This is a genomic window from Herbaspirillum sp. NPDC101397 (assembly GCF_044767325.1).
GTDB lineage: Bacteria > Pseudomonadota > Gammaproteobacteria > Burkholderiales > Burkholderiaceae_D > Herbaspirillum.
In genome coordinates this window covers 471,053-495,819 of the sequence record NZ_JBIWNS010000003.1, presented here as the reverse complement: position 1 = coordinate 495,819, position 24,767 = coordinate 471,053, and the positions used below count along the sequence as shown (strand labels likewise).

The 24,767-nt window shown below is 56.1% G+C and carries 23 protein-coding genes and 1 pseudogene; 6 read left to right on the top strand and 18 right to left on the bottom strand.

Features of this window, described 5'->3' with window-relative positions; translation table 11 throughout:
- Positions 1-18: 18 nt before the first annotated feature.
- Positions 19-2,136, top strand: coding sequence for an FUSC family protein (locus ACIROW_RS10160; RefSeq protein WP_402274814.1), 2,118 nt, complete (start codon positions 19-21; stop codon positions 2,134-2,136).
- A 28-nt stretch (positions 2,137-2,164) separates the two neighbouring features.
- Here ACIROW_RS10160 and ACIROW_RS10155 read toward each other — a convergent pair whose 3' ends face one another.
- The 3 genes from ACIROW_RS10155 to ACIROW_RS10145 form a co-directional block, all read right to left on the bottom strand.
- Entirely contained in the window at positions 2,165-3,121 is a 957-nt protein-coding gene (locus ACIROW_RS10155; protein ID WP_402274811.1) for an HDOD domain-containing protein, read from the bottom strand.
- A gap of 110 nt (positions 3,122-3,231) precedes the next feature.
- Entirely contained in the window at positions 3,232-4,176 is a 945-nt protein-coding gene (locus ACIROW_RS10150) for a DMT family transporter (protein WP_402274809.1), read from the bottom strand.
- Positions 4,177-4,293: 117 nt separating this feature from the next.
- A complete protein-coding gene (locus ACIROW_RS10145) occupies positions 4,294-5,046 on the bottom strand; it encodes an AraC family transcriptional regulator (protein WP_402274807.1) in 753 nt (250 codons plus the stop codon).
- A 143-nt stretch (positions 5,047-5,189) separates the two neighbouring features.
- Here ACIROW_RS10145 and ACIROW_RS10140 point away from each other — a divergent pair, with 143 nt between their 5' ends.
- Positions 5,190-5,417 (top strand): hypothetical protein, encoded by a 228-nt coding sequence (locus ACIROW_RS10140; protein WP_402274805.1) that lies wholly within the window; start codon positions 5,190-5,192, stop codon positions 5,415-5,417.
- A 19-nt stretch (positions 5,418-5,436) separates the two neighbouring features.
- Here the strand turns inward: ACIROW_RS10140 and ACIROW_RS10135 are convergent, their stop codons facing one another.
- Positions 5,437-7,020 (bottom strand): MASE4 domain-containing protein, encoded by a 1,584-nt coding sequence (locus ACIROW_RS10135; RefSeq protein ID WP_402274803.1) that lies wholly within the window; start codon positions 7,018-7,020, stop codon positions 5,437-5,439.
- 285 nt (positions 7,021-7,305) lie between these two features.
- On the bottom strand, positions 7,306-8,172 hold the full coding sequence (locus ACIROW_RS10130) for a LysR substrate-binding domain-containing protein (RefSeq protein ID WP_402274800.1): 867 nt from the start codon (positions 8,170-8,172) through the stop codon (positions 7,306-7,308).
- A 113-nt stretch (positions 8,173-8,285) separates the two neighbouring features.
- Between ACIROW_RS10130 and ACIROW_RS10125 the strand changes: the two genes are divergently transcribed.
- A complete protein-coding gene (locus ACIROW_RS10125; RefSeq protein WP_402274798.1) occupies positions 8,286-8,588 on the top strand; it encodes an antibiotic biosynthesis monooxygenase family protein in 303 nt (100 codons plus the stop codon).
- Between the two features lie 126 nt (positions 8,589-8,714).
- Positions 8,715-9,089: pseudogene (locus ACIROW_RS10120) on the top strand (helix-turn-helix domain-containing protein); the annotation flags it as partial.
- On the opposite strand, the gene ACIROW_RS10115 reads toward ACIROW_RS10120, so the two are convergent.
- Complete coding sequence (locus ACIROW_RS10115) at positions 9,051-9,713, bottom strand: hypothetical protein (protein ID WP_402274988.1); 663 nt, start codon at positions 9,711-9,713, stop codon at positions 9,051-9,053. The pseudogene ACIROW_RS10120 and the gene ACIROW_RS10115 overlap by 39 nt on opposite strands.
- A 55-nt stretch (positions 9,714-9,768) precedes the next feature.
- Positions 9,769-10,218, bottom strand: a complete 450-nt coding sequence (locus ACIROW_RS10110) for a hypothetical protein (RefSeq protein WP_402274797.1) — start codon at positions 10,216-10,218, stop codon at positions 9,769-9,771.
- Between the two features lie 613 nt (positions 10,219-10,831).
- On the opposite strand from ACIROW_RS10110, the gene ACIROW_RS10105 reads away from it, so the two are divergent.
- Positions 10,832-11,734, top strand: coding sequence for a hypothetical protein (locus ACIROW_RS10105; RefSeq protein WP_402274795.1), 903 nt, complete (start codon positions 10,832-10,834; stop codon positions 11,732-11,734).
- A gap of 235 nt (positions 11,735-11,969) precedes the next feature.
- On the opposite strand, the gene ACIROW_RS10100 is transcribed toward ACIROW_RS10105, so the two are convergent.
- Together ACIROW_RS10100 and ACIROW_RS10095 are read right to left on the bottom strand one after the other, a co-directional pair.
- Entirely contained in the window at positions 11,970-13,886 is a 1,917-nt protein-coding gene (locus tag ACIROW_RS10100; RefSeq protein WP_402274793.1) for a 7TM diverse intracellular signaling domain-containing protein, read from the bottom strand.
- Positions 13,796-14,422 carry a LuxR C-terminal-related transcriptional regulator gene (locus tag ACIROW_RS10095; protein WP_402274979.1) on the bottom strand — a complete coding sequence of 209 codons (627 nt, stop codon included), beginning with the start codon at positions 14,420-14,422 and terminating at the stop codon, positions 13,796-13,798. The genes ACIROW_RS10100 and ACIROW_RS10095 overlap by 91 nt, the downstream gene beginning before the upstream one ends.
- A 496-nt stretch (positions 14,423-14,918) precedes the next feature.
- On the opposite strand from ACIROW_RS10095, the gene ACIROW_RS10090 reads away from it, so the two are divergent.
- On the top strand, positions 14,919-17,930 hold the full coding sequence (locus ACIROW_RS10090) for an autotransporter domain-containing protein (protein ID WP_402274790.1): 3,012 nt from the start codon (positions 14,919-14,921) through the stop codon (positions 17,928-17,930).
- Positions 17,931-18,261: 331 nt separating this feature from the next.
- On the opposite strand, the gene ACIROW_RS10085 is transcribed toward ACIROW_RS10090, so the two are convergent.
- From ACIROW_RS10085 to ACIROW_RS10045, 9 genes are all read right to left on the bottom strand, one after another.
- Positions 18,262-18,510, bottom strand: coding sequence for a hypothetical protein (locus tag ACIROW_RS10085; protein ID WP_402274788.1), 249 nt, complete (start codon positions 18,508-18,510; stop codon positions 18,262-18,264).
- A gap of 79 nt (positions 18,511-18,589) precedes the next feature.
- A complete protein-coding gene (locus ACIROW_RS10080) occupies positions 18,590-19,012 on the bottom strand; it encodes an Imm63 family immunity protein (protein WP_402274785.1) in 423 nt (140 codons plus the stop codon).
- Positions 19,013-19,126: 114 nt separating this feature from the next.
- Positions 19,127-19,555 carry a hypothetical protein gene (locus ACIROW_RS10075; protein ID WP_402274783.1) on the bottom strand — a complete coding sequence of 143 codons (429 nt, stop codon included), beginning with the start codon at positions 19,553-19,555 and terminating at the stop codon, positions 19,127-19,129.
- Positions 19,556-20,098: 543 nt separating this feature from the next.
- Positions 20,099-20,632, bottom strand: a complete 534-nt coding sequence (locus tag ACIROW_RS10070) for an AAA family ATPase (protein ID WP_402274781.1) — start codon at positions 20,630-20,632, stop codon at positions 20,099-20,101.
- Between the two features lie 51 nt (positions 20,633-20,683).
- A complete protein-coding gene (locus ACIROW_RS10065; RefSeq protein ID WP_402274779.1) occupies positions 20,684-21,094 on the bottom strand; it encodes a hypothetical protein in 411 nt (136 codons plus the stop codon).
- 50 nt (positions 21,095-21,144) lie between these two features.
- A complete protein-coding gene (locus ACIROW_RS10060) occupies positions 21,145-21,657 on the bottom strand; it encodes a hypothetical protein (protein WP_402274777.1) in 513 nt (170 codons plus the stop codon).
- Between the two features lie 76 nt (positions 21,658-21,733).
- Positions 21,734-22,057, bottom strand: a complete 324-nt coding sequence (locus ACIROW_RS10055; RefSeq protein WP_402274774.1) for a hypothetical protein — start codon at positions 22,055-22,057, stop codon at positions 21,734-21,736.
- 825 nt (positions 22,058-22,882) lie between these two features.
- Complete coding sequence (locus ACIROW_RS10050) at positions 22,883-23,389, bottom strand: YegJ family protein (protein WP_402274772.1); 507 nt, start codon at positions 23,387-23,389, stop codon at positions 22,883-22,885.
- A gap of 195 nt (positions 23,390-23,584) precedes the next feature.
- Complete coding sequence (locus ACIROW_RS10045) at positions 23,585-24,754, bottom strand: two-component system response regulator (RefSeq protein ID WP_402274769.1); 1,170 nt, start codon at positions 24,752-24,754, stop codon at positions 23,585-23,587.
- Positions 24,755-24,767 lie beyond the last annotated feature (13 nt).

Sequence of the window (24,767 nt, the reverse complement as noted above, 5' to 3'; positions counted from 1 at the left end):
GCCCAGCCAACCGCCAGCATGCCGCCGCTCTCCTTCTTCGCCACGTCGCTCACGTCGCCCTGGTCCTTGCGGATCCGCCGCTGGTCGGTCAACTTCCCGATGCGCCACGCCAGCCTGTCGGAGGGACTGCGCGCGGCGGTGGCGGCCGGCACCATGCTGCTGGTCGGCGAGTGGCTGCACAATCCGTTGTTCTCCTGGGCCGCCATCGGCGCCTTCCTGACCTGCCTGGCCGACAGCGCCGGCACCAATCGCGCACGCTTAGCATCGATGGGCGGTTTCGCGCTGGCGTCGACGCTGGGCGGGATGTTCGCCGCCACCCTGAGCGGCATGGGCATGCCGGCGGGCTTGCTGGCCATCATGGTCTGCGCGGGCATCGCCGGCTTCGCGCGCATCTACGGCGCCGCCACCGGCCTGGTGCTGATGCTGGCGGCCGGGGTGTCGGCGATTCTGGCCGATTTCCCGGTGGCGCTGCTGCCGCTGCAACAGAGCCATGTGCTGATTTATTTTTCCGGCTGCGTCTGGGCCACGCTGCTGGGCCTGAGCGTGTGGCGCATCCATCCGTTTGCGCCGGCGCGACAGTCGGTCGCCCGCGTCTACGGTGCACTGGCCGAACTTGCCGACATTGGCGGCAGCGACGGCGCTTCCGGCGTGCGCGAAGAAGCCGCGGCCCAGACCCGTCGCCATGTGCGCGCCGACATCGCCGCTGCCCGTGCCGCGCTGGCGGCGCTGCCGTCCGATCGCAGCGACACGGGAAAGTTGTACGAAGTCCTCCTGATCAAACTGGCGCGCGCCGATGCCTTGCTCGACTGCATCACGGCGCTGTGCGACCTGCGCCTGTCGGTCTATCGGCACCAGGATGCACAGTCGCGCCGGCGCATCGCCCGCATCCTGAATGCCATGGCGCTGTTGCTGCGAAGCGTGCAAAGCGGCATCGCAGCAACGCCGGACAAACGCAACCAGGCCCATAGCAACACCGGCGACGCGCGCGCCATGTTGCGCCTGCGCCAGCTGACCGGCCGCGCGCCGTCGCAGGTGGCGCAGCTGCTGCAATTGCGCGACCTGCACGATGCGGAAGGCCTGGCCGTGCTGGCGGACTGGAAACGCGCGGCACGTCCTGCCGTGCCGGCGCGATCATTGCGCCGTGGTGCGCTGGCGGCGCTGCGCACGGCTGCTGCGCACCTGCGCAGCGGTTCGGTGGAAGTGCGGCATGGTCTGCGCTGCGCTGTTGCGGCGGGCATCACTTACCTGATCGTGCATCTGCTGCATCTGCCGTTCGGCTATTGGGCGACCATGGCGACCATGCTGGTGATGCAGCCCTCGATCGCCGACAGCTGGTCGCGCAGCATGGAACGCGCCATCGGCAGCATCGTCGGCGGCGTGCTGGCGGTGGCGCTGTGCCTGTTCATCCATTCTCCGCTGGCGCTGGCCTTGCTGGTGTTCCCGATGGCAGCGCTGTCGATGGGCTTGCGGCCGGTCAGCTACGGCTTGTATTCGCTGTTCCTGACGCCGGTGTTCGTGCTGGTGGCCGACGTCGCCGCGGATCCGCAACTGCAGCTGAGCAATGCGCTGCTGCGCGCCGGCAACAACGTCATCGGCGCAGTGGTGGCGATCGTCGCCACTTACCTGCTATGGCCGCAGCGCCGCCAGGCCAATTTGCATCGCAGCCTGTCGCACATGATCGTGGTCAACCTCGCCTACCTGCGCGGCGCCTTGCAAGCGCAGCCGGAGGCGGCGCAGATGCATGCACGCCGGCGTGAAGCCTGCGTGGTCAATATCGAAAGCGGCCTGCTGCTGCAACGCTTGCTGCGCGAAGGCGACCTGGAGTCGCGCCGGATCCATAACGCGCGCACCGGCGTCGCGCTGGCGCGCCGGCTGGCGGGTGCGGCCACGCATATCTGGCTGGATGAAAGAAAACCGGCGAGTGCAGCGGACATGCAAGCGCGCGCCGAACTCGACAACTGGCTGCAAGCCATGGAAGATTTGTTTGAACGCCGCGTCACCGCGGCGGCATCCTGCGCGGGGTTGCTGCAGCAACGCCCCGTCGTGCACGACCTGGCGCGTGCGGATGCGGTGGAAACGGTGTGCCTGCTGGCAGCGGCGATGTACCCGGAGCTGTCGCCGGCCGACAACAAATAGCCGGCACGGCCTCTGGAAAGACGGCTTGTTATTGGCCCGACTCTTCGCGCAACTGCGCCATCACGTCGCGCGTCGGCGGCAATGCCTGCGCGGAAATGCGCACCATCGAACTCCATTCAACCCAGTCGCGGCCGACGCGGTCGCACAGCGCAACCACGTGGTCGACCTCGCCGTTGAGCGGCGGGCCGGCGTCGAGCAAGGCCTGCAGCGCCGGCACGCGCGCGTCTTCGGACGCCACGCAATAATCGGCGATGGCGCCGGCGACGTGCAGCATCTGCGCCAGGCGCAACTGGCGCGACTCATCGTCGAGCCCGGACTGCGACGGCGCTTCGTGATGCAGCACCGCTTCGCAGAACAGGCGCGGAATGCTCCAGTCCTGCATCATGGCGGCGGCCAGGTCGAGATGGGTATAACCGAAGGCGGCTTTTTCAGCGTCGCGCAATTTCTCGTCGCTGCTGTCATCATCCGCGATGTTCGCAACACTCGCCAGCACGCCGGCATAGTCGGCGGGACGAGCCGCCGCGAGGCCAAGGCTGCCGATATTGGCCAACAGGCCGCTGGCGAACATTTCGGTCGGCGGCGCTTCGCCGTAGTACTCGGCCAGCGCCTGCGCCGCGCAGGCCATGGCGACCGTGCGCGCCCAGAACGTGTCGTAGTCGAATCCGGCGCAGCCGCTGTCGCGGCGCTCGGTCGTCAGCGAAATCGCCAACGCCAGCTGGCGCACCGCATCCAGGCCGATCATCAGCAGCACGTCCTTGCTGATGGCGACGATAGGACGGCCCTTGTTGATCGAGGCGCCGTTGCCGATCTTGATGATGCGCCCGCCCAGCACCGGATCGGCCTGGATTTGCGTGACCAGCTCGACCAGGGAAACGTCTTCCTGGCGACACATGCGCATGATGTTGAGGCGAACGCCGCTGGGCGACGGCAAGGCGTCGTCCTGTTTCAGCGCTTCGAAGTCGGTGGGGTCGATGAAATTGGGCATGGAGTAGAAGTATTCAGGATTGCAAGCAACTGTCTTTTACTTTTTATATTCCAGCGTCGAATCCTGATGTTATCAGCTGGCAGCCCTTGTCCGCCAGTATCTTCACTCCCTCAGGCCTGCACCGGCGCGCACGCATGGTTGCGGTGCAGCGAAGCGCACCACAGTACGCCGCTCACCAGGCAGACGATCGCCAGCACTTCCAGGCGGGTCGGCCAGCGTTGTTCCCACAGGAAACCATACAGCAGCGCAAACAAGGTTTCGAAAATGATCATCTGCCCGGTCAACGTCAGCGGCAGCAGCCGGCTGGCGCGATTCCAGAAGGCGTTGCCGACCACCGAGGCGAAGATCGCCACGGCGGTGGCCACCGCCCAGAAGCGCAGCCAGTCGCGGCCGTCGTGCCCGTCCATGCCGTGCGAGAACGCCGGCAACACCAGCAGCAAGGCCAGCGCGCCGGTGACGATGCCCGTCAGCAATGACCAGTCGTGCGAGGAAATATCGGGCCGGCGCGCCAGCCAGCGGCTGTTGCGTACCGAGTAGACCGACCACGACGCCAGCGCGCCGAACGCACACAGCAGACCCGCCGCGCGTGTCGCCAGGTCCGTCGCGGCGTGCTCTGCGGAGAGCGCCTGCACGCCGACCAGGCCGACGCCGAACAGGCACAGCGCCAGCGGCGCCATCAGCGACGACAGTTTGAGCGCCCCCTCATCGCGCGCCCCGACCAGCGTCACCACCACCGGCAGCAGGCCGATGATCAGCGAGGTCGATGCCCCGCCCGCCCATTGCACGGCGCTGGCGAGGAAAAGGTAATACAGGATGTTGCCGAGCAGACTCAGGTAGACCAGCGCCAGCCATTCGGCGCGTCCCAGCCGCCCCGCCAGGGCGCGCCAGCGCGGCGCCAGCAGCAGCACCGCGACGACGCCGTAGGCCAGGTAGCGCGCCGCCGACAATTGCAGCGCGCTGAAGCTGCCGAGCACCTGCGGCGCCAGAAACACCAGCCCCCAGAACGCCCCCGCCGCGACGCCGTTGCCGACGCCGACCAGGATATTGCTTTTCATATTCCGCCTTGTTCGATTCACTTCCGGCAGGATAGGCAAAGCGGCGGCGCGCGTCTTGACCGCGACTCTTCAAAAATGGGCTGAGGCTATTGCAGGAGGAAATATCACAGAAGAAAATTACTGCCGATGTTCGCGGCGATGTTCACGCCGATACGCGGCCGGCGTCATGCCGGTGGTGCGACGCATTGCGCGCGTCAGGGCGCTCTGGTCGGAATAGCCGGCGCGCAGCGCCAGTTCGGCCAGCGGCGTATCCGATCCGGCCAGTGCATCCTGCACGAAGCGCAGGCGCACGTCCGAGAGCCACTCCTGCGGCGTGCGGCCGAGTTCGCTCTTGAACAAGGCATGCAGGCGGCTCACGCTGAGGTTGGCCACCCGCGCCATGCGCGCCGCAGTCCACGCTTGTCCGGGAGCGGCGTCGATGCGCAGCAGCAAGCCATGCAAACGCGACTGCCGTTGCGGCATCGCGGTCAGCGCCTCCAGCAGCAACGGCGTGCAGTGACGCACCACCGACTCCGGCAACACCAATCCGCCGCCGCTGGCGCGGCTCAGGTCGATGAACTCGACCAGCCGCCGCACCGCCGCAGGCACCGGCAGAAAGGTCTGGCGCCGCAGCCGTTCGGCGGCATCGGCGCCGATGTCGGCGAGCTTGCAGTCAAGGATCAGGAAACGGTTGGGACCTTGCGCCGATTGCGCATGATTGATGTCGGGCGCGACGAAGGCGGCCCGTGTGACGTCGAGGGTATTGCCGCGGCCGTCGACTTCGATATCCATCTCGCCCTGCATCGGCAGCACGATCTGCACGTGGTCGTGGTGATGCAATGGGCCATCGGCGCCATAGGTGCGAAAACTCAGCTGTTGCGGGGTATCCATGGCGTCATTTTACGCCTGCGGCGGCGTTTTCCGGGCTGCAGGAAGGCAGAGAACGCCGGACATGACCGCAGGGTGTGACAATTTGACGCAAGCGCAACCGCGCGAAATTTTTTATACTTCGGGTTCCGCATTCCGTCACCATCATGTCCAAGCACTCCAGAGACCACAGCCGTTCCGGCTTCAGCCTGTCGAACATGCAAGTCATGGCAATCCTGCTCGTGGCCGGCACGCTCCTGGTCGGCGTGACGTTCGTCTTCGCCAAGGACATCGGCCGGATTCCGGTGTCGCTGTGGGATATCTGCACGACGCCGGCCGCGACTCAGGAAGCACCTGCAACCTCCCCGCCTCCCACTGGCGTTTCACGCAACTGACCGATCCCCCGCAGGACGTTCAGGCCCCCATGCCAACCCGCGAGTCGGGCGCCAGCGTGAAATAGAAGGTGGTGCCGGTTCCGACCGTCGACTCGGCCCAGATCTTTCCGCCATGCTTGGTGATGATGCGCTCCACGATGGCCAGGCCGATGCCCGTTCCCTCGAATTCCTGGCTGCTGTGAAGACGCTGGAAGACGCCGAACAATTTGTGCGCATACGCCATGTCAAAGCCGACACCGTTGTCTTTCACGAAGTAAACGGGCGGCGTACTTTCCTTGTAGCCGATGGTCACGATGGAAACCTCCCTTGTACGAGAATACTTGATCGCGTTTTCGATGAGATTCCACCATACCTGGCGAAGAATCCTGCCTTCCGCCAGGGCTGCAGGCAGAGGAACGATATCGAACCGGATGCGACGCTGCGGATGCGCCGATTTGAAGTCCTCGACGATGTCGTTCACCAGCGCATCGGAATTCACGATCTCCGTTTCCAGGGGCTGCTGGCCCATCTTCGAGAACGCCAGCAAGTCCTCCACCAGCGACGTCATCTTGCCGCTGCTTTTCCTGATGATGGAGACGTAGCGCCGCCCTTCCTCATCAAGCACGCCGGCGTATTCCTCTTCCAGTATCTGCGCGAACTCGCCGACGACCCGCAACGGACTTCGCAAGTCGTGCGAGACCGAATAACCGAATGCCTCGAGGTCGCGATTCAGGAGCTCCAGCTCGGCCGTTTTGCGCCGCTGCTGCTCATGCATGCTGACCAGCTTCGCATACAGATTCGTGTTTTCAAGCAGCAGCATGCCCAGGACGAAGCTCGCGGCAAGCAGGCCGTAAACGCGACCGGCATAGAATCCGAGATCGAATCTTTTGGCATTGAATATGGTGGACAGACCGACGTCGAATATCCACGCGCAGACCACCACCAGAAGCCATAAATCCAGGACCGAAAAAGACCGTCTCCGCCAGAGCAGCATGAGCGCCGCCAGGGATGCGCCGCCGATCCCCAGCACCGTGGCGGTGAATGCGGGCGTGTACTTGCCTTCGGATAAAAGCACGGGCAAATAATCGTGGCCTGCCGTTCCCAGATACGCCAAGGCGCATACCAGCAGGAACACGCCGCCGAGGCTCAGGGCAATGAAGCGCCGTCCCGGAAGTACGGCCTCCCGGTTCTTGAGCAAGGCATAGGCAATGACAAACAGCGGAAAGCCGCCGTGCCAGAACATGTAGAACCATACCGTGGTCTGCGGCCCGCCGCTGAGCAGACCTGACGGCGAAAACAAGCCCGGGAACGACAGCGCATGGATTGCCGTCATCAGCGCCGTGAACGCATAAGCCAGCGCCAGGACCAAGATCGCGCGGGAACGCAGAATGAGGAATTGACCAAACAACAGCAATGACGTAATGGCGTCGTTGATGCACAGCGCCGAAGCATAGATGGGAATGAAGGCATCCACTTTCGCCAGGGGCATCTTGGCAAACGGAATGCAGACCACGAAGAAGACGGCGGACAGGGCAATGAGGACAATGGCCAGCCTGCGTTCGCCGGCGCTTGCCGGCATCGTCGGCAGGAATAAGGAAATATTCTCTGATTGTGTTTGCGTCATATGCTTTTCGAATCAGGTCGATTGAAAGCCCAACACCTTGCATTTCGGAACGATTCTACTCTGATGGGGTGACGAATTCACGCAAACGAAGCTCGCCCCGGTTGATGGCCGCACACGGCCGGGGGAAGGCGCTGAAAAGATGCATTTTTGAAAACATCCGACTGTGCGGACACGGTGTCGACGAAGATCTTTCGGTGGAAGACGATAGCGCGATCGCCCGATCATTTTCCAGTCAGGATTTTCCTGCCGTTGCAGTATCGCCGCACCACGTGACGTCCCATCCTTTCAACGCTGATTTTGTTCTTGCACGAGTTGAGCCAAAGCCTTCACTTTGGGTTGCACGGAGTCCTTGCGCGATATGAGCATCGTGTTGACCGAGTGTATTTTTCCTTTGGGGTAGTGCTCCGAGAGTCTCGATCGTTCGGTATAGGTCTCAAGAACCGCCGCAGGTATGAGGGCAACGCCCATGCCGGCAATACAGCAACCAAGAATCGCATGATAAGAACCCAATTCCAGAATCTTCAGAGGGGCGACATCGTCGCTGGCGCACCATGCTTCCAGACGTTGCCGATGAGGGCAGTCAGGTTCAAAAGCCAATAACGTGCTTGTTCGCATGTCTTTGGCGGAGCGAATCTTTGGATGACCAGGGGGACCGATAATCACCAAAGGTTCGGTATAGGCCAAGATGCTATTGAGCCGGGTGTCCGATACAGGTTCCGCAACGAGCGCCGCGTCAAGCTCTCCGCTCAGCACGCGCGCGGTGAGCGGTCGGGGGGCGCCGGTTCTCAGCTCCACCGAAAGCCGAGGATATCTTTCATTCAGTTTTCCGAGCAGGGACGGCAATCGTATCGCGGCCGTGCTTTCCATCGCTCCCAGCGCCAGTACACCGGACGGGGTTGTATCGTGCATCGCCGCCTTGGTTTCTTCCGCCAGCGCCACCAAACGCACGGCATAGCCAAACAACAACTTTCCATGACCGGACAACTGAAGCCGATTTTTTTCTCGAATAAAGAGAGAAATATCGAGATCTGCTTCCAGTTTCTGAATACAGGTAGTGACGTTGGATGGCACGCGATGCAGCACAGATGCCGCATTTGTGATCCCTCCTTCGTTGACGACAGCCAGGAAAACACGCAGATCCGAGAGTTTCATATTCTTATTTTGGAAATAAAAATTTCATTTTAATTCAATATTAAAGAATATCTATAGCCGCTACTATTCGCCAATCAGCCTTCATCCAGAAGGCGGAAATCATTGGAGACGACATGTTGCTAACGGTATTTCGATCAAGACTGCGTGCAGAAAATCAAGAAGAATATCAAGCCTGGGCCTCACGCATGAGCCTGTTGGTGGCGCAAATCCCCGACTATGTTTCACATAAGGGATTTGTCGCAGCAGATGGAGAACGCGTAACGATTGTGGAGTTTTCCAGCGAAGAAGGCATGCAAGCATGGGCGACGCATCCGCAACATCTGGAGGCCAAGAAGAAAGGACGAGAGTCTTTTTTCTCGGAATACCGTGTTCAGATTTGCAATGTCTTCCGGGATAGCGCGGATCGGAAGCGTTGAAGACTGTCGGCCGGAAGCACTGTAGATTTGCATCGAAAACTGACCCACTTTGCTGGGAATTTTGCATCGAAAATTGACCCACGTTTGAGACACAATCCTACCTAAGCAATCAGGTAGGAGATTGGAGTGATCGACGTGGCATTACTAGGAATTATTCGGCGCTGGCACCTACGTGACCAGATATCGCTAAGGGAGATCGCCAAGCGACTTGGCATCTCCAGGAACACCGTTAGACGTTACCTGCGCTCTGAAACTGTAGAGCCAGCCTACGCTGACCGGCGTTCAGCCAGTGCTCTGGATGTGTACACATTCAAACTATCCGCATGGCTTAAAACCGAATCCACCAAATCTCGGAAGCAAAAGCGCAGTCTCAAGCAGATGCACGCAGACTTGTGTGCGTTGGGATTTGAAGGCTCTTATGATCGCGTTGCCGCGTTCGCCCGGCAATGGAAAGTGGATCAGTTAGACAGGGTCAATGCTGCGAGCAAAGGAACATTCGTTTTTCCAGTAGCCAATTTCATAGAAACGTCTTGCTCCAGTGTCATACTGAAAGCAAACATATTCCACATCTCCATCAGTAGGTGCTCCACAGATTGCATCAAATTTTGTCCGCACCTTCAAATTAGAGTATCTTCCGGCAGCGACGCTGCTCTTGGAGTAGTCAAATTTAATTCTTGAAATTTCCGTCCACGACGGACATATGACTTCCAGACCGCGCCCTTGAATATTTCCGCGATTGCTGAAGGAGATATCAAATTGAAATAGCTCGGTGAGTGAAAGCTTTTCATTTTCACCAACCAATGCAACCAGATAAACTGCGCTCTTCTTCTCCACATTGACAAGTGCGATTCCAAAATCTCTTTCACCTGGAGACATCACACTTGCTTGGCAAACTCCCATTATTTTGTAGTTCGGATATTGATAATTCAATTGACCAACAATCTTTTCGAATCGATTTCCCGACCAATATTGCAACTGGCTAAGGCTATTTTTTTGGATGGCCGCAAAATTTTCCATTTTTTGCATAACATCATCGAAGCCGAAAGCTGGTGATGATATCCAGAAGCAAACAAGGATTAGCGAAAGGCCCCGTAGGCAACGTAATTTACGTAGGTAGATAAACACCTTCATATCTCCATTTATTTCTCTGCGTCCGTTTCTGGCCGACAGGTGCCGGTACTCATGCATAACGGATACCGGCCGTTGCAGTGAATCCCTTGGGGTCGAAGCCGCTCCAAGCAACGCCCCAGCTAAAGGCTTCAAGTCTGTCGCCGAATTCTCGACCTAATTGGCGATGGAATACCTTTCGCATAAACGCGATTTCTTTGTCAATGGCTGTTCTCGTCGGCCAGCCGCAGTTCTTCTCCGTGTCCGGCAAAGCCACTCCCAGATGGACCTCGGTCAGCGTGCCATGGTGAAAGCCAAGAGCGAGTCCACAGAGCATTCCTTCAAGAGTTAGCCCATGAAAACTCGACCATGAGTACCCATTTCCATGGTCGAGCGTTCCCTTGCTAAATTCAGCGAGCATCGTCTCAGCACGAGATTGAACCAAACCTGGGCGAATGACAAGCGCTAGCTCGGGCAGCTTCACCGAGCCATCAACGGGGTCTACTTGGATGTGTGTGGTCATGTGTTTTCAGGATTTGAGAATGTGCTGTCGCCACGCGGTGAAGGTCCGTTTCTGGCCGATTGCGGCCATCCAATTGATGAAGGTTGGTAGTTCTAATCTGTTAGACCAGCAACTTCTTTCAGCTCCAGAATAGAATCGTGCCCTACTAGCCTTGTCGTGCCGTCTGCTCGTTTAACTCGATATGATTTCGGCGTTTTCTTTATGCATTTCACATTATTTTCGTATTCAATTTCATAGCCGTCCGTTGAAAAAGCAACGTCATATATCGTCCCTATTTTCATTTGAATTCTCCATATTTGCTCCAAACGGGAAATTGAATGTGGCCTCGCATAGCCCACAGAATTACGAATAGGCACATTCAGTCGTTCTATTGAGCTCCATGGCTATGCGTCCTCAAGAGAATAAATTATTCGTTCATCAAAAACAAATCATCGGATTTTTTATTTCACATACCAAGTAGTATTGGAATTTATTTTCCAAATATTGTGCGTTGTGCATAAAGTTAGGGCTATTTCTGACGTTGAACTGACAGCTGTCTTTTGCAACTCCCCCCCTTTATCGCTCGCAAATCTTCGATCAGAGATTGCGTAATTGCTCAATAGTTGGAGACTTGATGTCTATTCAAATTGCCTCAAAAACAAATACTGACTCTACGGCCAGTATTAACGTGACTGGCGACAAAAAAGTTTCGAGCAACCTTGCTGCGGGTCAAAGTACATCCGAGACCGTAGCAACACAAGCCGCTAAGGTAACCCTCTCAAGTCAAGGGCTCGAGCTGGCTAAGTCTGATACCAGTGAAGAAGTTGAGCTTTCAAAATTAGCTGAAGGAGCAATTACCAAGCAAAAGTCGGTCGGAGTTTTACCCCCACCTGACATGGCGGCATTTGAGGCCGATGCAGCGCTACCGCGAGGAGAACTGTATGCCAAGTATGAGAAGGCAGTAGCAAGTTTGACTTTCCACAACCAAGCGGAGTTGGATCGCGCGAATGCGGAAGTGCCGAAGAGTGATGATCCTGCGCGGCTTGCGCAAGCGAAGCAAGCGACTGCCTATGTCATTGGCAAGGCGCCCAGCCCGTTTCCCGCACTATCTCGTAACGAACTTGCCGCTATTTACTATGACTACTCTGGCCGCTATACATCAAATGAACGTCTTGCAGCGGCAGGTCAAATGAATGAAATGGACAAAAAGTTTTGGGACCCACTCAGTGTTAGGGCCGCCCAAACTGAAGATTGGCGTGCTGTTTTGGAGGCTGGGTTGGCAGCGTATGACGCCGCGCTTCCCATCGAGAAAATGAAGTCGCCAGCCAACTACAAACAATTGATGCAGCAGGAGATAGCCTACGCTAACAACAAGAAGAAGGGGCCAATCGATGAAAAACAAAAAGAAACGCTCTTAGAAATGCTCAACGCTCTGTATCACAAGCACGGCCGGACTGAGAATGAACGGAAAGTGTTAGGGACAGATCACACCAAAAATTGGTCCGATAAGCTCGCAGAACTAGCGAATACACAATAAAACCGATACCAGAGCAGATCATCACAGAATTAGAGGGAATAGCCGATGCCCGAGTGGGTTGGGAGGAGAAAGTCTGCTCCTGGCCGGTTGGGGACATCGAATAATATCAAAACGAATCTACGGTCTGCAGTTGCAAGCTAGCGAAACGCACCACTGTCAATAACCGGTTACGGCACGGTTTAAATACCAGCGAAACCATTTGGCAACCGTCGCTACGGCAGGCATATCTCTCGAATCAGGCATATCGGTGCAGAAGCGTGATGTTCAACACTGTCTCGCCGTCAATGCGTCGCACTTCGAACGTGCCGCCAAGACGGCTAGTTCTCAGTTGCATGCTTTTCATTCCTGTACCGGCTTTGCTTTCCTGCATCGGAAAATCGAAACCTATACCGTTGTCCCGGATCCTCAACACTAGTTCACTGGCATCGCCACGCAGCTCGACATGGGCCCTGCTTGCCCGGCTGTGCTTGAGAACATTGGTGAGACCTTCCTGCAGGATGCGCATGATGTCCAGGCTTTGCGCCGTAGGTAGATGGCAATCCTCAATGCCTGACAGTTGCCAGCGGCAGACGATATTCTGACTTTCAAAGAGGACACCGAAGCGATGCCGTAATGGTGCCAGCATTTCGGCCAATGAGGTCTCGTCCAGTTGGTAACTGGAGGCAGTATCGATGATGATGCGCAAGTCGTCGCGCAGCTCTTTCAGGATCGTCAAAAACCTCGAGGAGGGGATGCTCTCCGGCGCATGTTCCAGCGTGGCGATGCTGCTCACCAGCGTGCCGCCCAGACCGTCATGCAGGTCATGGGCGAGGTTGAGGCGTTCACCCAGGCGCACGTTCACGACTTGCAGTTCATGTTCGCGCTTCAATGTCTGCGCCAGCGCTTCTTTTGCCGATTCGACCTTGACATGCAACTCTTCGTTGAAGCATTCGATACGAGAAAGGTTTGCTACAAAACGCCACCCCAGCACCAGCGCCATGGCAACCATCTGGATCTGAGATGCGAACGCGCTGTAGTAGATATTGCTGTCCAGTATTTTGAGAAACACTAACAGGTCGTGGATGCCGACGACAATGAATATAGCGAGACACGCAGCCAGAATCAGCTGCTCGACGCGCCGTTGACGCCAGGCGAAATAAAAAAACAGGAAGCAGCTGGCGATGTAAGTCAGTACGGGAATCAATGCCAGCCACGCCCGCATCTCCTGCATCCGGCCATGCGGAGTAAGGCACATGGCTATGCTGCCGAAAACAACCATTGCCCAGACGGCAAGCTCGGTGCGTCGATGGCGGCGAGGCCCGTTGCGTAAAACGAACATGGTGAAGCTGGCGCTGTACACCAAAAACAGGATCGATACGGCAGCTTGCCAGGCATCGGTAGTGGCGAAAGGCCACGTAGTCAATTTGATCTGGTTGCTCGCGTACAGCCACCAAGTCAGCGACATCAGACCAAACCAGCCGAACTCTGCTTCGCGCCGCCGCAATATCCAGAGCGCCAGGAAAAAGCAGCCGAGGGTTGCGCTCACTGCGAGGCTGAACAACTGCAAGTCGTGGCGCAGCCAATATTCATGCGTGTAGCGCGCGCTGATGTCTGTGGGAGTGCCAAGCGTCACCGGGCCAAGACCAGGCTGATAGGCGGCGAGGCCGGAAACTCGGATGAGCAGAATGTTTTGCCCGCTCCTGAGCAAAGGCGGCGAAGCCTGCCAGTAGCGTGGGGTATTCCACGCGCGCGTCAACGGTTCGGTCAGGCTCTGGTCGCGGCTGAGTTGGACACCATTGAGCGAAACCATACCGGCCATGTTCAGATAATCCATCATCAGTCCGACCGGCGCTGTCGCATCGGTCTGCTCCCAGCTAAGGCGGTACCAGACCACTCCGTCGAAGCCCGGCCAGCGCAGGCTCCAGTCGTCCGGCAGCGTGACGGTGGTCCAACCGGTCGCGGGAGGCGTTTGTGCGTTCCAATCGGCGCGAACAGCTTCGATGCGCTGAAAAGCGGCAGCGGTCGTAGCGGTGATGGCCGAGGCCGGAAAAAGCAGCAGGATGACGCCCGAGAGTAAAGAAATCAGGGTAGCAAACCGTGTGCGCGCGCTTCGAAGATGGCCTGTGTGCGGGAGTTGACGGCCAGTTTCTTGTAGATGTTCTTGATATGGCATTCGACAGTCGATCGTGAGATTGAAAGCAAATCGGATATCTCCAGATTGGCCAGTCCCTTGCCGACCAGTTCAAGAATCTCGATTTCACGTTTGCTCAGGGGTGATCGCAAGAGTGCTGACGATGGCGGGTGCTGCTGCGCCTTGCCCACACCCGGATCGATCAGTTGCAGGATGTGCTTGGCGACAAACGGATCAATCGGCGCACCGCCGCGCAACACGCTGCGTATGGAAAGACCGATTTCAAAGTCGTCGCGATCCTTGAGCATGTAGCCGGTTGCGCCGGCCTGCAGAGCACTGACGATGGTCTGTTCGGTGCTCCATGTGGAGATTACCAGAATGGGCAAGGCGGCGTCGACGGCATGCAGGGTGCGAATCAGGTCGATGCCGTTGCCGTCCGGCAGGCCGACATCGACCAGCACCATCGCAAACGGTTGCAATGCCATCAGCGCGTTGGCATCGCCGATGCTGCCGGCAAACGACAATGCCTCGTCGTCGTAGCCAAGAATGCCGAGGATGCCGCGCAACCGTAACTGCATGGCCGGCTCATCCTCCACGATCAGCAGAGGACTGGGGAGAATCGATGCCGGCTCGACGCCGGCAGGAGAAGATGGCTGAGTCAAAAATGGATACCGTAAAAAGGGACGCGGAAGAAGGCGAGATTTGTTGATAGCTTGCCTGAATCGTGACAAGTTAGCCAATCGTGCCCGGCGCTGCAATACCCAATTCTAAGGAGGGGGGCTTTCGTACCGGGCCCGGAATCCCTGCGGTATTCGCGATGACCAGAACTAGCCAGTTTCCAGGTCCCTATCGCGATCTACCTATTTTCAAGGATTGTTGCCGCATAAATAGGATGTCAGCATCACGTCCATACGTCTGCTTGGCTGGATCGCTGCGGCACGCGCCGCTATCTCAGTTTTTTGACAGCGTACCTTTGTCAGAATAATAAACGGGATGGCAAATATGGACGCTCGCGTCATACCTTCTTGCAGCAAGGCAAAAATTCAGCCGGCACCAGGCCCTGAAGAATGGCGTATGGCGCCTCTCTTGGTTGCTGTGTTGAGCACCTTGGCTATCAACGTACTGGGCTTGCAAGGCGTCCAGGCAGCAGGAGCAAGCGGTGGTGGACCATTCGGAGGCACCGGCAACGGCGGCGGCGGCAGCGGTGCTTTTGGTACCAGTGGATCAAGTCCAACAGGCACCGGCGCGGGCGGTTCGGGAGGGAACGGAGGCGGCGGCAGTGGCGGCGGTGGCGGCGGTGCTCTCGGAGCGAGCATGTCGGGAGGTTACAACTCAGGTAGCCCGGTGACGGGTGGCACTGGGCAAGACGGTGGGCCGGGCGTTTCTGCAACCGCTGGTGGCGGCGGCGGCGGTGGCGCCGGGCTGTACCTGGATGGAGCGAATGCATCTGTAACGACCGTCAGCGGTGGTGCTGGTGGCAACGGCGGAAATAATACCTCTGCCGGCGGTGGTGGCGGTGGTGGCGCCGGTCTCTTGTCAGCAGCAGGCTGGACTACTGTGAATGTTGCCGTCGGCGGGGCTGTCAGCGGTGGCCAGGGCGGCAATGGCGGCAGCGGGACTGGCGCCGGGGGCGGTGGCGGGGGCGGCGATGGGGCCTTGTTGTCGACCTCGGGTGCCCTCGACAATTTCGGACGCATCACTGGCGGAACCGGTGGCAGTGCCGGCTCAGGTTTCAGTGGCTCCGGCGGTAGCGGCGGAGTGGGTGTCAGGGCTGTATCCGGCGTCTTCATTCTCAATGAGGCTGGGGCGCAAATTACCGGTGGAAATGGCGGCGGGAGTGCCGCCGGTGGCGCCGGCATCGTTGCAGGAGCCAATGTAACAATCGATGCCTACGGTACGATCGCCGGGGGCATGTCCGGCAACGGTACGACGCGCGCCGATGCGATCCTGTTTACCGGAACCAGCGCCTTGTTGCATCTGCTGGGCGGCACCATCTCGGGCAACATCGAATTGGCCACGGGAGCTGACGTGACCATCAATAACAGCGGCACCGCCAGCCTCTTGAGCAACAACTTCGTCGTTGGCAGCGGCGCACAAATATTCTTCTTCTCCTCATCTCCATTCACCCTTTCGGGCGACATTACGGGTAGCGGATCCGTCAGCTTCAATGGCAGTGACGTGGTTTCGCTGAATGGTTCGAACACGTACAGTGGTGCCACTACCGTGGGCGGAGGAATCACCCTGAGGGCCGGTCTTACAAATGCCTTGTCGGCCAATAGCGCAATGACGGTCGCGTCGTCCGGCACACTTGACCTGAACGGATTCAACCAGAGTATCGCTTCGTTGAGCGGCGCCGGTGCAGTCACACTGGGCGCCGGCACCCTGACTACGGGTGGCGACAACAGCAACACGACTTTCAGCGGAACCATCAGCGGCTCCGGCGGCTTCACCAAAACCGGCAGTGGCGCCCAGATCCTGAGCGGTACCAATAGCTATACCGGCATGACAACAGTCAACGGCGGAGCACTGCAGGTCGATGGCTCCGTGAGCGGAGCAGTCTCCGTTCTGAACGGCGCCACCTTGCTAGGCAACGGCACAGTGGGCGCGGTGACCTTGGGCAGCGGCGCGACGCTCGCATCCACTACCCTCGGCAGCGGTTTGCATGTCAATGGCGACCTCGGCGTCGGCAGTGGCGCCACCTATGCGGTGACATTGGGATCCACCCCGGGGAATTCAGGCAAGGTGACGGTCAACGGCAACCTCAACCTCGCCGGCGGCAGCGTACTCAGACTGGTCGCCGGCAGCGGCAGTTACAGCGAGGGCGGCAGCTACACCGTCGCCAGCTATAGCGGTACGCGCAGCGGGACCTTCAGTACGGTCACCAATAATTTTGCCTACCTGGTCCCCGTCGTGAGTTACGGCAGCAATGCGGTTAACGTGCAACTGCTCAGCAATACGGGTTTCCAGTCGAGGGGATTTGGCAGTCATGCAGGCTCCTCCAATCAACAGGCGGTAGCCAATGCCCTGGACCGTATCTATGCCGCCGGCGGCAACAGTGTCACTACCAGTTTGCTGGGCGCTTCCGACTCGCAGGCCCAACGCAACCTGGCAAGCCTGAGCGGCGATACGGCTGGCATCGCTTCCGTGAATGCCGCTGCCAATATCAGTCAGGGAAACGCTGCCATCGGGCAGCGTCTGGCGGCGGTTGACGCAACGGTCGCCGGGTCGGCAACCACGGTTGACGCAGATCCCTGGATCAGTACCTCAATCAGTCAGCAAAGCCAGTCAAGCAGCAGCTCTGGTGCCAGTGGCTATCGCAACCATTCGACTGCTTTCGCATTCGGTCACGATCATGCGTTATCGTCGAATTGGCTGCTGGGCTTTGCCTTCACTGCCAACGCGGACTCGCTGTCTTATACCGATACTGGTGGTGGAGGACGCAGTGACGGTGGCCAGGCTGCGTTATATGTACGTTACCGGCCGGATGCATCGAACGTCTTCTTCAAAGGCGTAGCCAGCTATGGCTGGTGGAAAAACGTGCAATATCGCCAGGCCTCGGCTGGCGCTCTCAACGGCCTGACGCGCGGCCAATTCAACGTGCAAAGCGTTGCCATGTATACCGAAACGGGTATGGCGCTCCCAATGGCGGCGCTCACCGTAGAACCCTACGCAGCGCTTTCGGTGGCGCGTCTGCATCGCCCGGCCTTTACGGAGACCACTGAAAGCGGCAGCGACGCCTTAGTACTGGCTTATAGCGCAAGCAACAGTACACAAACCTCGGCGAGTCTGGGCGTTCGCCTGCGCAGCATGCCTGGCGCCGGATCGCCGCTGGGGTGGCAAACTGATCTGGCATGGCGTCATCGTCTGGGCAGCAACGCCGAGACGATGCAGCTTGCTTTCGCCAATGCCAGCGGATTCGACTTCACTGTACGCGGCGTAGCCCAGGCACGCGATGAGGCAGTCGTCAGCGGCGGTTTGAACTATTCGATCAACGACACCACCAGCGCCTTCGGACAACTATCGGTGGTCACCGGCAAAGCGTATGCCAGCTATGGTGCTTCCGCGGGCGTGCGTTGGTGGTGGTAAAAGACGCGAGCGCAACCATCGTGCCTTGACGCAGAATTAGGCTGCTCTTGGAGTTGCTCGTCCTTGAGGTTTCCATGTCACAGCGAGGCGACACCCGCGAACCAAAACGCAATCTTTTTTATTTCGTGAGAGGCGTGTCTTTTCATTGATTACAGAGAAAAAAGATCCAGGTATTTGCTTTTAATGAAATCTAGCTCTGACTTGTAATCAGGAGGTCCGCACATGAAAAAAACCGCTTTAGCAGGCTTTTTCTTTGGGCGGGAACGTCCGCTTCTGGCCGACAGCTGCCATCTTCCGATGGGCTTATGCTAACTGTACGAATAAATTTTGGTCACTGTTTTGGCCCAAAATCTCTTTTGGCAACACACACAAGTACTTCAAAATCCTCTGCAATTTGCTCGTAAGGGTTTCCAATGTAGCCGCATCGGCCATTTGCAATTGCTGCCCCCTGACGCAGTGTGTCTAGATGTTCAATAAAGCTCTCTGCAGTACCGAACACAGGGCCAACTGCCTCGACCAAACGTTCAGTTCTTTCAGGATGTAATGACCGCAGCGCAGCCCAAAGGTTAATTGCGTCCATATTTAACATTGCTGGTAAGGGCCTGTTCCGCGAGGTAGATTAGATGTCTTCTTCTGGCCGATTTCAGACCCGACTAGTTTTAGGCTTCATCGCGGAATGGGTGTTCAGCAAGTACCTGCGTGTATTCAGATTTCTTCCGCTCCGCCCATTTTTCGTTGAGACGGCTTAGAAGCTCAACGTTCTTTGCAAACCATTGACGCCTAGAATCTTGACCAAGAACTCTATTCTGCACTTCGATCTCCACGGAAATAGCAGTTGTTACATCGCTCAATAGCCAATATAGAAGCTCGTCTTCATCTGCAGCTATTTTTCTTTCATATTCCGTACCGCGCTCAGTGACCACGTAATGATAGAAGCCATCAACTATCTCAATGTGCGGCGACCCATCGTCTTGTCGATGAGTCTGGATTTTATTTTGATTACGATATCGTGGCCGATATGGCGCCAGTAACTGGCAAAGTTGCGTATATCTTCCTTGTAGATCTCTGAATTCGTTGGTCATGGCGCTATATCTGTTTTTTTAACTTCCGCCGGAACAGTGACGTCCAGATTTGGCCGATTGCTGTCACTTTTATCCGGGGTAATTCTTGCGATGAATTTGAGAATAATCTTTTGACTATAAGTAGCCGATATCTTCCCAATCAACATCTGGACGAAACGGCAGCGTATTGTTTCTTCTCCATTGAGATGTAGCTGTTCTATAGCCGGATGGGGGAGGCAATTCTACATTCTGCTGTCGCGAGTAATTTGGAAGATGATTAATTTTTTCTTCCAACAATTCAGCATATCTTCCCCCAATCGGTATGAGCCACTCGCCGTGATCCGTAATGATCTTCCAGGACAAGGGAGGAAACTCACTTCTCCGAAGTACTTGAATTTCAAGTATATCGGCCCAAGTAAATTGGCAGCTTAGTTCGTGGTTGTCGTACAGGAAAAAAGTATTCGCATCGGTATCAAAGACAAGAACAAAGCGATCATCGATTTTTCTCTGCCAATGCTTTTCCGCTTCAGGGAACAATAGTGTCTTGATCCACTTATCGAGCATATTTTTCTTCTCCTCGCTTAGCATTGTAACGATAACTCAATGGCCGCTCCTGGCCGATTGCGGACTTTCGTGCAATGTATGCGCGACGAGTCTTTTCCAACAATGTCTGCAATCGAGATTTAGGCAGCCCGCTTCTGGTCTTCAACAGATGAGTTCTCCCATTTCAACCATGTCATCACCGAGAAGTTCGAAGCCAAGATTCTGTTTAGGGCAGATTTCATCATTTCCGCGAAAAACATGAATGTCCACGTACTTTGAAATGGATGTCTTATTGTTCGTAAAAACAAAATATTTCACCTCCGTATCACTCGGGTCAATCGGAGTTACGCATGGCACTACAGATACATCGAAATGGTCTTCGTACGCCTTAAGTGCTTCGCTAAGCGTTTTCGCGCTTGACTCAAAGGCAAGGTCGGTGTGGGGACACGGACTACCTGTATACGAATAGCGTGAGTTGTTGGGACCGAAAATGATAGGCATGACACTTATTTAGGAATTTACAAAAAAATCTTCATGGTCGCTTCTGGCCGATTGCGGCCAACCCTAAGAATCGGCCAGCGCAACTACTTCGTCCCTGTTAAGAAGAATCATTTTGGGGCCTGGAAAGTCATCAAAAATACGCTGATGAGCGTTGAAGGAACTTGAGCCTGTCCGAGTACGATAAGTGTCCGCCCACTCAAGCAAGTCGACGAAGGACCGTTCGCTGGCATTTCCCCGTCGACCTCGGGACTTGATATTGGTCAGACATTCCTCCTCGCTTAAGCGTAGCCATATTAGCGCTGTTGCACTTGACATCACTTCATCAACTAGCCATCCATAGATGCCCTCAATGACCCATCGCTCTTGCGAGGCGGCGGCTTTAGTTAGCTCAATTGCTTCGCTTCGTTCTCTGGCTCGGTTATATCCGCTTCCCAGCCAATTAACGGAGTCTAAATCTATGCAGGCACCGCCATTGTTTTTCGCCAAGCGCTCCGCCAACCAGCTCTTTCCAGAGCCTGAGTTTCCGATGATTATTGTTCTTGAGATATCCAAATAACATCCCTTCAAATCATATTTCGTCTTGGAGAAAATTTTCACCCCCGTTTGAAAATCTGGGTATCCAGAACGTCTGTTCCTGGCGAGGATTTCTCACGCAGCCTCGAAGCGAGCCTTTAAATAGCTATCAACCCTCTTTAACAGCAACTCACAGCGTTGCATTGTCGCTTCACTGTCATTAAATTCGTGATTTTTGATGACTACGAATTCCTGAATGATTGAACTGGTCGGGAACTGCTGCCAGGTCAAGTCAATGTGATACCAGTCAGCGCCAATACGAAGCCCATTCCAAAAGTGGACATCTAGCGTTTTCCCGGTCCACACCTTCCCTTTGATGATTTCGGTTTCGGGATAGTAGTGCTGCACCGTCCGTGACGTTGGATAGCACTGACCTAGGGCCGGATTTCCCACTTGCTCCACTTCTAAATAAGCGGTTCGTTTATCCCAGGAAGCGGTTAGCGCTTCACGAAGGAGGAGCATGAAATTTTGAGGGAGGCTCTTCATTGTCCGGTCCAATCTATGCTGTTGCGCCAAGGCGCTCCTAGGAAATTGGGTTATCGGCATTGGGCCTCGATATGCTGAGCGAAGCTCGGAAATTCGGCCCTTGCGTCTCGCAGTACTTGCGCAGCAGTTCGTGGTGGAGCTGCATTCTTAAGTGCAAACGACTTCAGTTCGGGCTGTACCATGCGGGGACCATCTGCAAATGACGTTGCCTCACTAGGCCCGAGCCCTGCCGCCAGAAGCCAAAGGTAATCATAGAAGTTGCGAGCCAAGATAGCGGTCTCGCCCTCGGAGCCCAAGAACACAATTGGCTGCCCCAACAAGTCAGGGACATCTCGCACTGTCCAGAACGCGACATAGCCACCTGAGCCATCTTGGCCAAACACTCGGAATTTTGATGCATCTGCACTAGGATTGCCTGTCCAAGCTCGGAACCAACGGGTCGTTTCCTCCGGCGACAAGAACGCTCCGTATGGTTCGAATTCAATGCCCTCACCATCGGCGTAGTCAAACGGCAGTTGATTGGCTTGATTCAATAGCTCGGGTAGAGAATTCTTTTCACTCATCGTTATCTATCTCCCTGTGTAAGTCAAAGGTGTTTAGAAGGGCAGCTTCTGGCCGACAGAAGGTATGCGCTGTGCGTCAGGCAAGCTTTGGCGGCTTTTGTAAAATCACGCCACCAGCAACTTCCTGAAGGTAGGCGGCAACGCGCTTTGTGATTTCCTCATCGGGAGAACGAATCTCTAAGACAAGAGGCGTAACAGATACTGGGTCAACATGAACTAGGTCCCGTTCGTTCCCGCTGCGAAGAATAAGTGAGACCTCAGTCCACTGGGTATCGTCCGGATGACTACTGTTCCCATCCGAATCTATGTTCGCAGCTTTTCCCCAAAGATAATCAGCGATTTTGTAGTATGCCGGCCTATCGCCTGGGCTTTCCAGATAGAGAACAAAATCGTCATGCACGGCGTAGTTCCTCTCTAATGATAAGCATTGCGATAGTCCGTTTTTGGCCGATTGCAGTCTAATTAGAGAGCTCCGATTTGATAGGCCTGACCAGACGGCAAGCTTTGAGGATATCTCATTGAAGTTCGACCTCAACCTCTCCAGCAGGGCCGGTGCGCGTGTAAAGATAACCTCCAGCCTGGTCACTGTCGCGCATACGCATTACCCTTTCTCGCTCTTTAGGTGTGCTATGCACTACAGCGAACTCTGCTGTCTGAGGAACTGGAACATCGGCGCGCCAGGCCGACTCGCCTATCGTGAATCTGGGACCTTGTACAGTGAAATCGGGGGCGACGGACGCGATAATGCGATGCTCGTGTGTCAGAAACGTGATGCGAGGGACGAAGACATGTCCGTTTCGGTTGTACAGCATATTTTGTCCGTAAGTCCGGATAACCAGAGTGCGTCTATCCGGGCTCACCATGTGCAGAGGAAGGAAAAAGCTTTTTCCCTCCACGAACGAGAAGACCGGCGTATGCGGGCCAAGGCTGTCGCGAATTCTTTGACCGACCACCAAGTCGCGGTATGGAAGGCTTGAGAGGTCATTACAACAGGAGGCTGTTCTCGCAAGCAGTGCGTCGTGTTGGGGCGGTAGAAAACCTGCACAACCGGTGAGCGCTCCCCCGAGCGCAAGAGCAATGATTATTTTTTTCATTTTCTTAATTTAAAGTGTCAAACCGCAACGAATGTATCAGAAATCTAAAAGTCGTTCGAAGTTGGAAAGATGAAAGCTTCGCTCTTTAATTAGACGTCCGTTTCTGGCCGATTGCAGATATCCACCAGGTTTCACTCTTCGCAGGAAAGACCGTATTGCTGTTTAAATGCTGCCGCTTGAGCCGGCGGCTCTTTCGACAGCAATGCACATGCGGTGAAGTTTCCTACCATTTTGTTACTACGCTCATCCACATACATCCAGTCTGCAATCTGCTTCGGCGTAAAGGTGATTCGTTCTCCCAACTTATGGTTCTTAACTAAACGTGGCTCGTTGTTAAGCGTTCCTGTGAACGCATTTTCATTGCGGGAGAAGTTGCCAACCCAGAAGTATTCCGTGTTACGCCCGTCCGAAATTCCGACTTTTAGAGAATAACGAGATGTTCCGGGCTTTGGATTGGATGCGAGCTTTAGAAACGCAGGAAGCGTTTCTGCGACTCGCGACATTGCCTTTCTCATCGCCGGGTCATTGTTGTCTCGGACGATGACCTCATCATTTTTCGCCTTCTCTGAAATGCTCTGGGATTCCGCACATGCGCACACCGCTAAAAGACCTGTGAATAGCAACTTCCGAAAGTACATGTTTTTCCTTAATTTTTGAGAACTTCGCGCCACGGATATATGCACCACGAATGATGCATCTTTACGGATGCCAAACGAGCAAGCTTCCCACGTCGAATGAGCGCCCACTCCTGGCCGGTTGCAGACTAAAAATCCTATGAAGTAGTCGTTGCAGCACGGTCCTGCGCCAAAGATCCTGCTTCGAAAAAAATACTCTCATGATTTTTCGTCCAGCAATCTCTCCATCAGTTGCTGTTTTTCCGCCATGTCATGATCCGTGTCGTGAAAGCGAACCGCGATGGCGCGGAATTCGTCCTGCAACTCAATGAAGGCATCCACCAGATCCGGATCGAAGTGCTTGCCTTTGCCGTCGATGATGATCTGGATTGCCTTGTCGTGCGGCATGCCTTCCTTGTAGACGCGGCGACTGATCAGCGCATCGTAGACATCTGCGACGGCCATCAGGCGCGCCGACAGGGGAATGTCTTCCCCGCTCAATCCTTGCGGATATCCCGATCCATCCCATTTTTCCTGATGTCCATAAGCGATTTCCTTGGCCATCGACAGAAATGGGACCGGCGTACCGAGAGCGCGTTCTGCATGCTCGATCGCATCGCGCCCCAGCGTGGTATGCGTTTTCATGATTTCGAATTCATGCGCTTCGAAACGTCCCGGCTTGAGCAGGATGCGATCGGGGATGCCGACTTTGCCAATGTCGTGCAATGGCGCGGACTTGAACAAGATGTTGATGTAATTCTCGGTGAGCACCGCGCGGAAGCGCGGATGATCCTGCAGCTTCTCCGCCAGCGCCTTGACGTAGAACTGCGTGCGGCGAATGTGATTGCCGGTTTCCTGGTCGCGGGTTTCGGCCAGCGAGGCCATGGCGAGGATAGTCACATCCTGAATTGCCAACACCTCGCGCGTGCGGCTTTCGATCTCCTGTTCGAGAAATTTGCTTTTGTCGCGCAAGAAGTCGGCGCTTGCCTTCAGCAACAAATGATTCTTGACCCGCGCCAATGCGATGGGCGGACTGATGGGCTTGGTCAGGTAGTCCACTGCACCAAGTTCCAGTCCCATCTTTTCATCGGCAGGATCTGATTTTGCGGTCAGGAAAATCACCGGGATGTCGCGCGTCAGGACGTCTTCTTTCAGGAGACGGCACACTTCGTAGCCGTCCATCTCCGGCATCATGATATCGAGCAGAATCAGATCGGGCGGCGCTTCTGCCTGTGCAATGCGCAAAGCTCTTGCACCGTTGTTTGCAATCTTGACCTTGTAGCGGTCCTTCAGCAGATCGTGCATCAGCGTGAGATTGTCCGCCGTGTCGTCCACCAGAAGTATTGTCTGCCTGGTGACCAAGGTCAGTTCATCATCGTTTGTGCTCATCAACGTCTCCTCG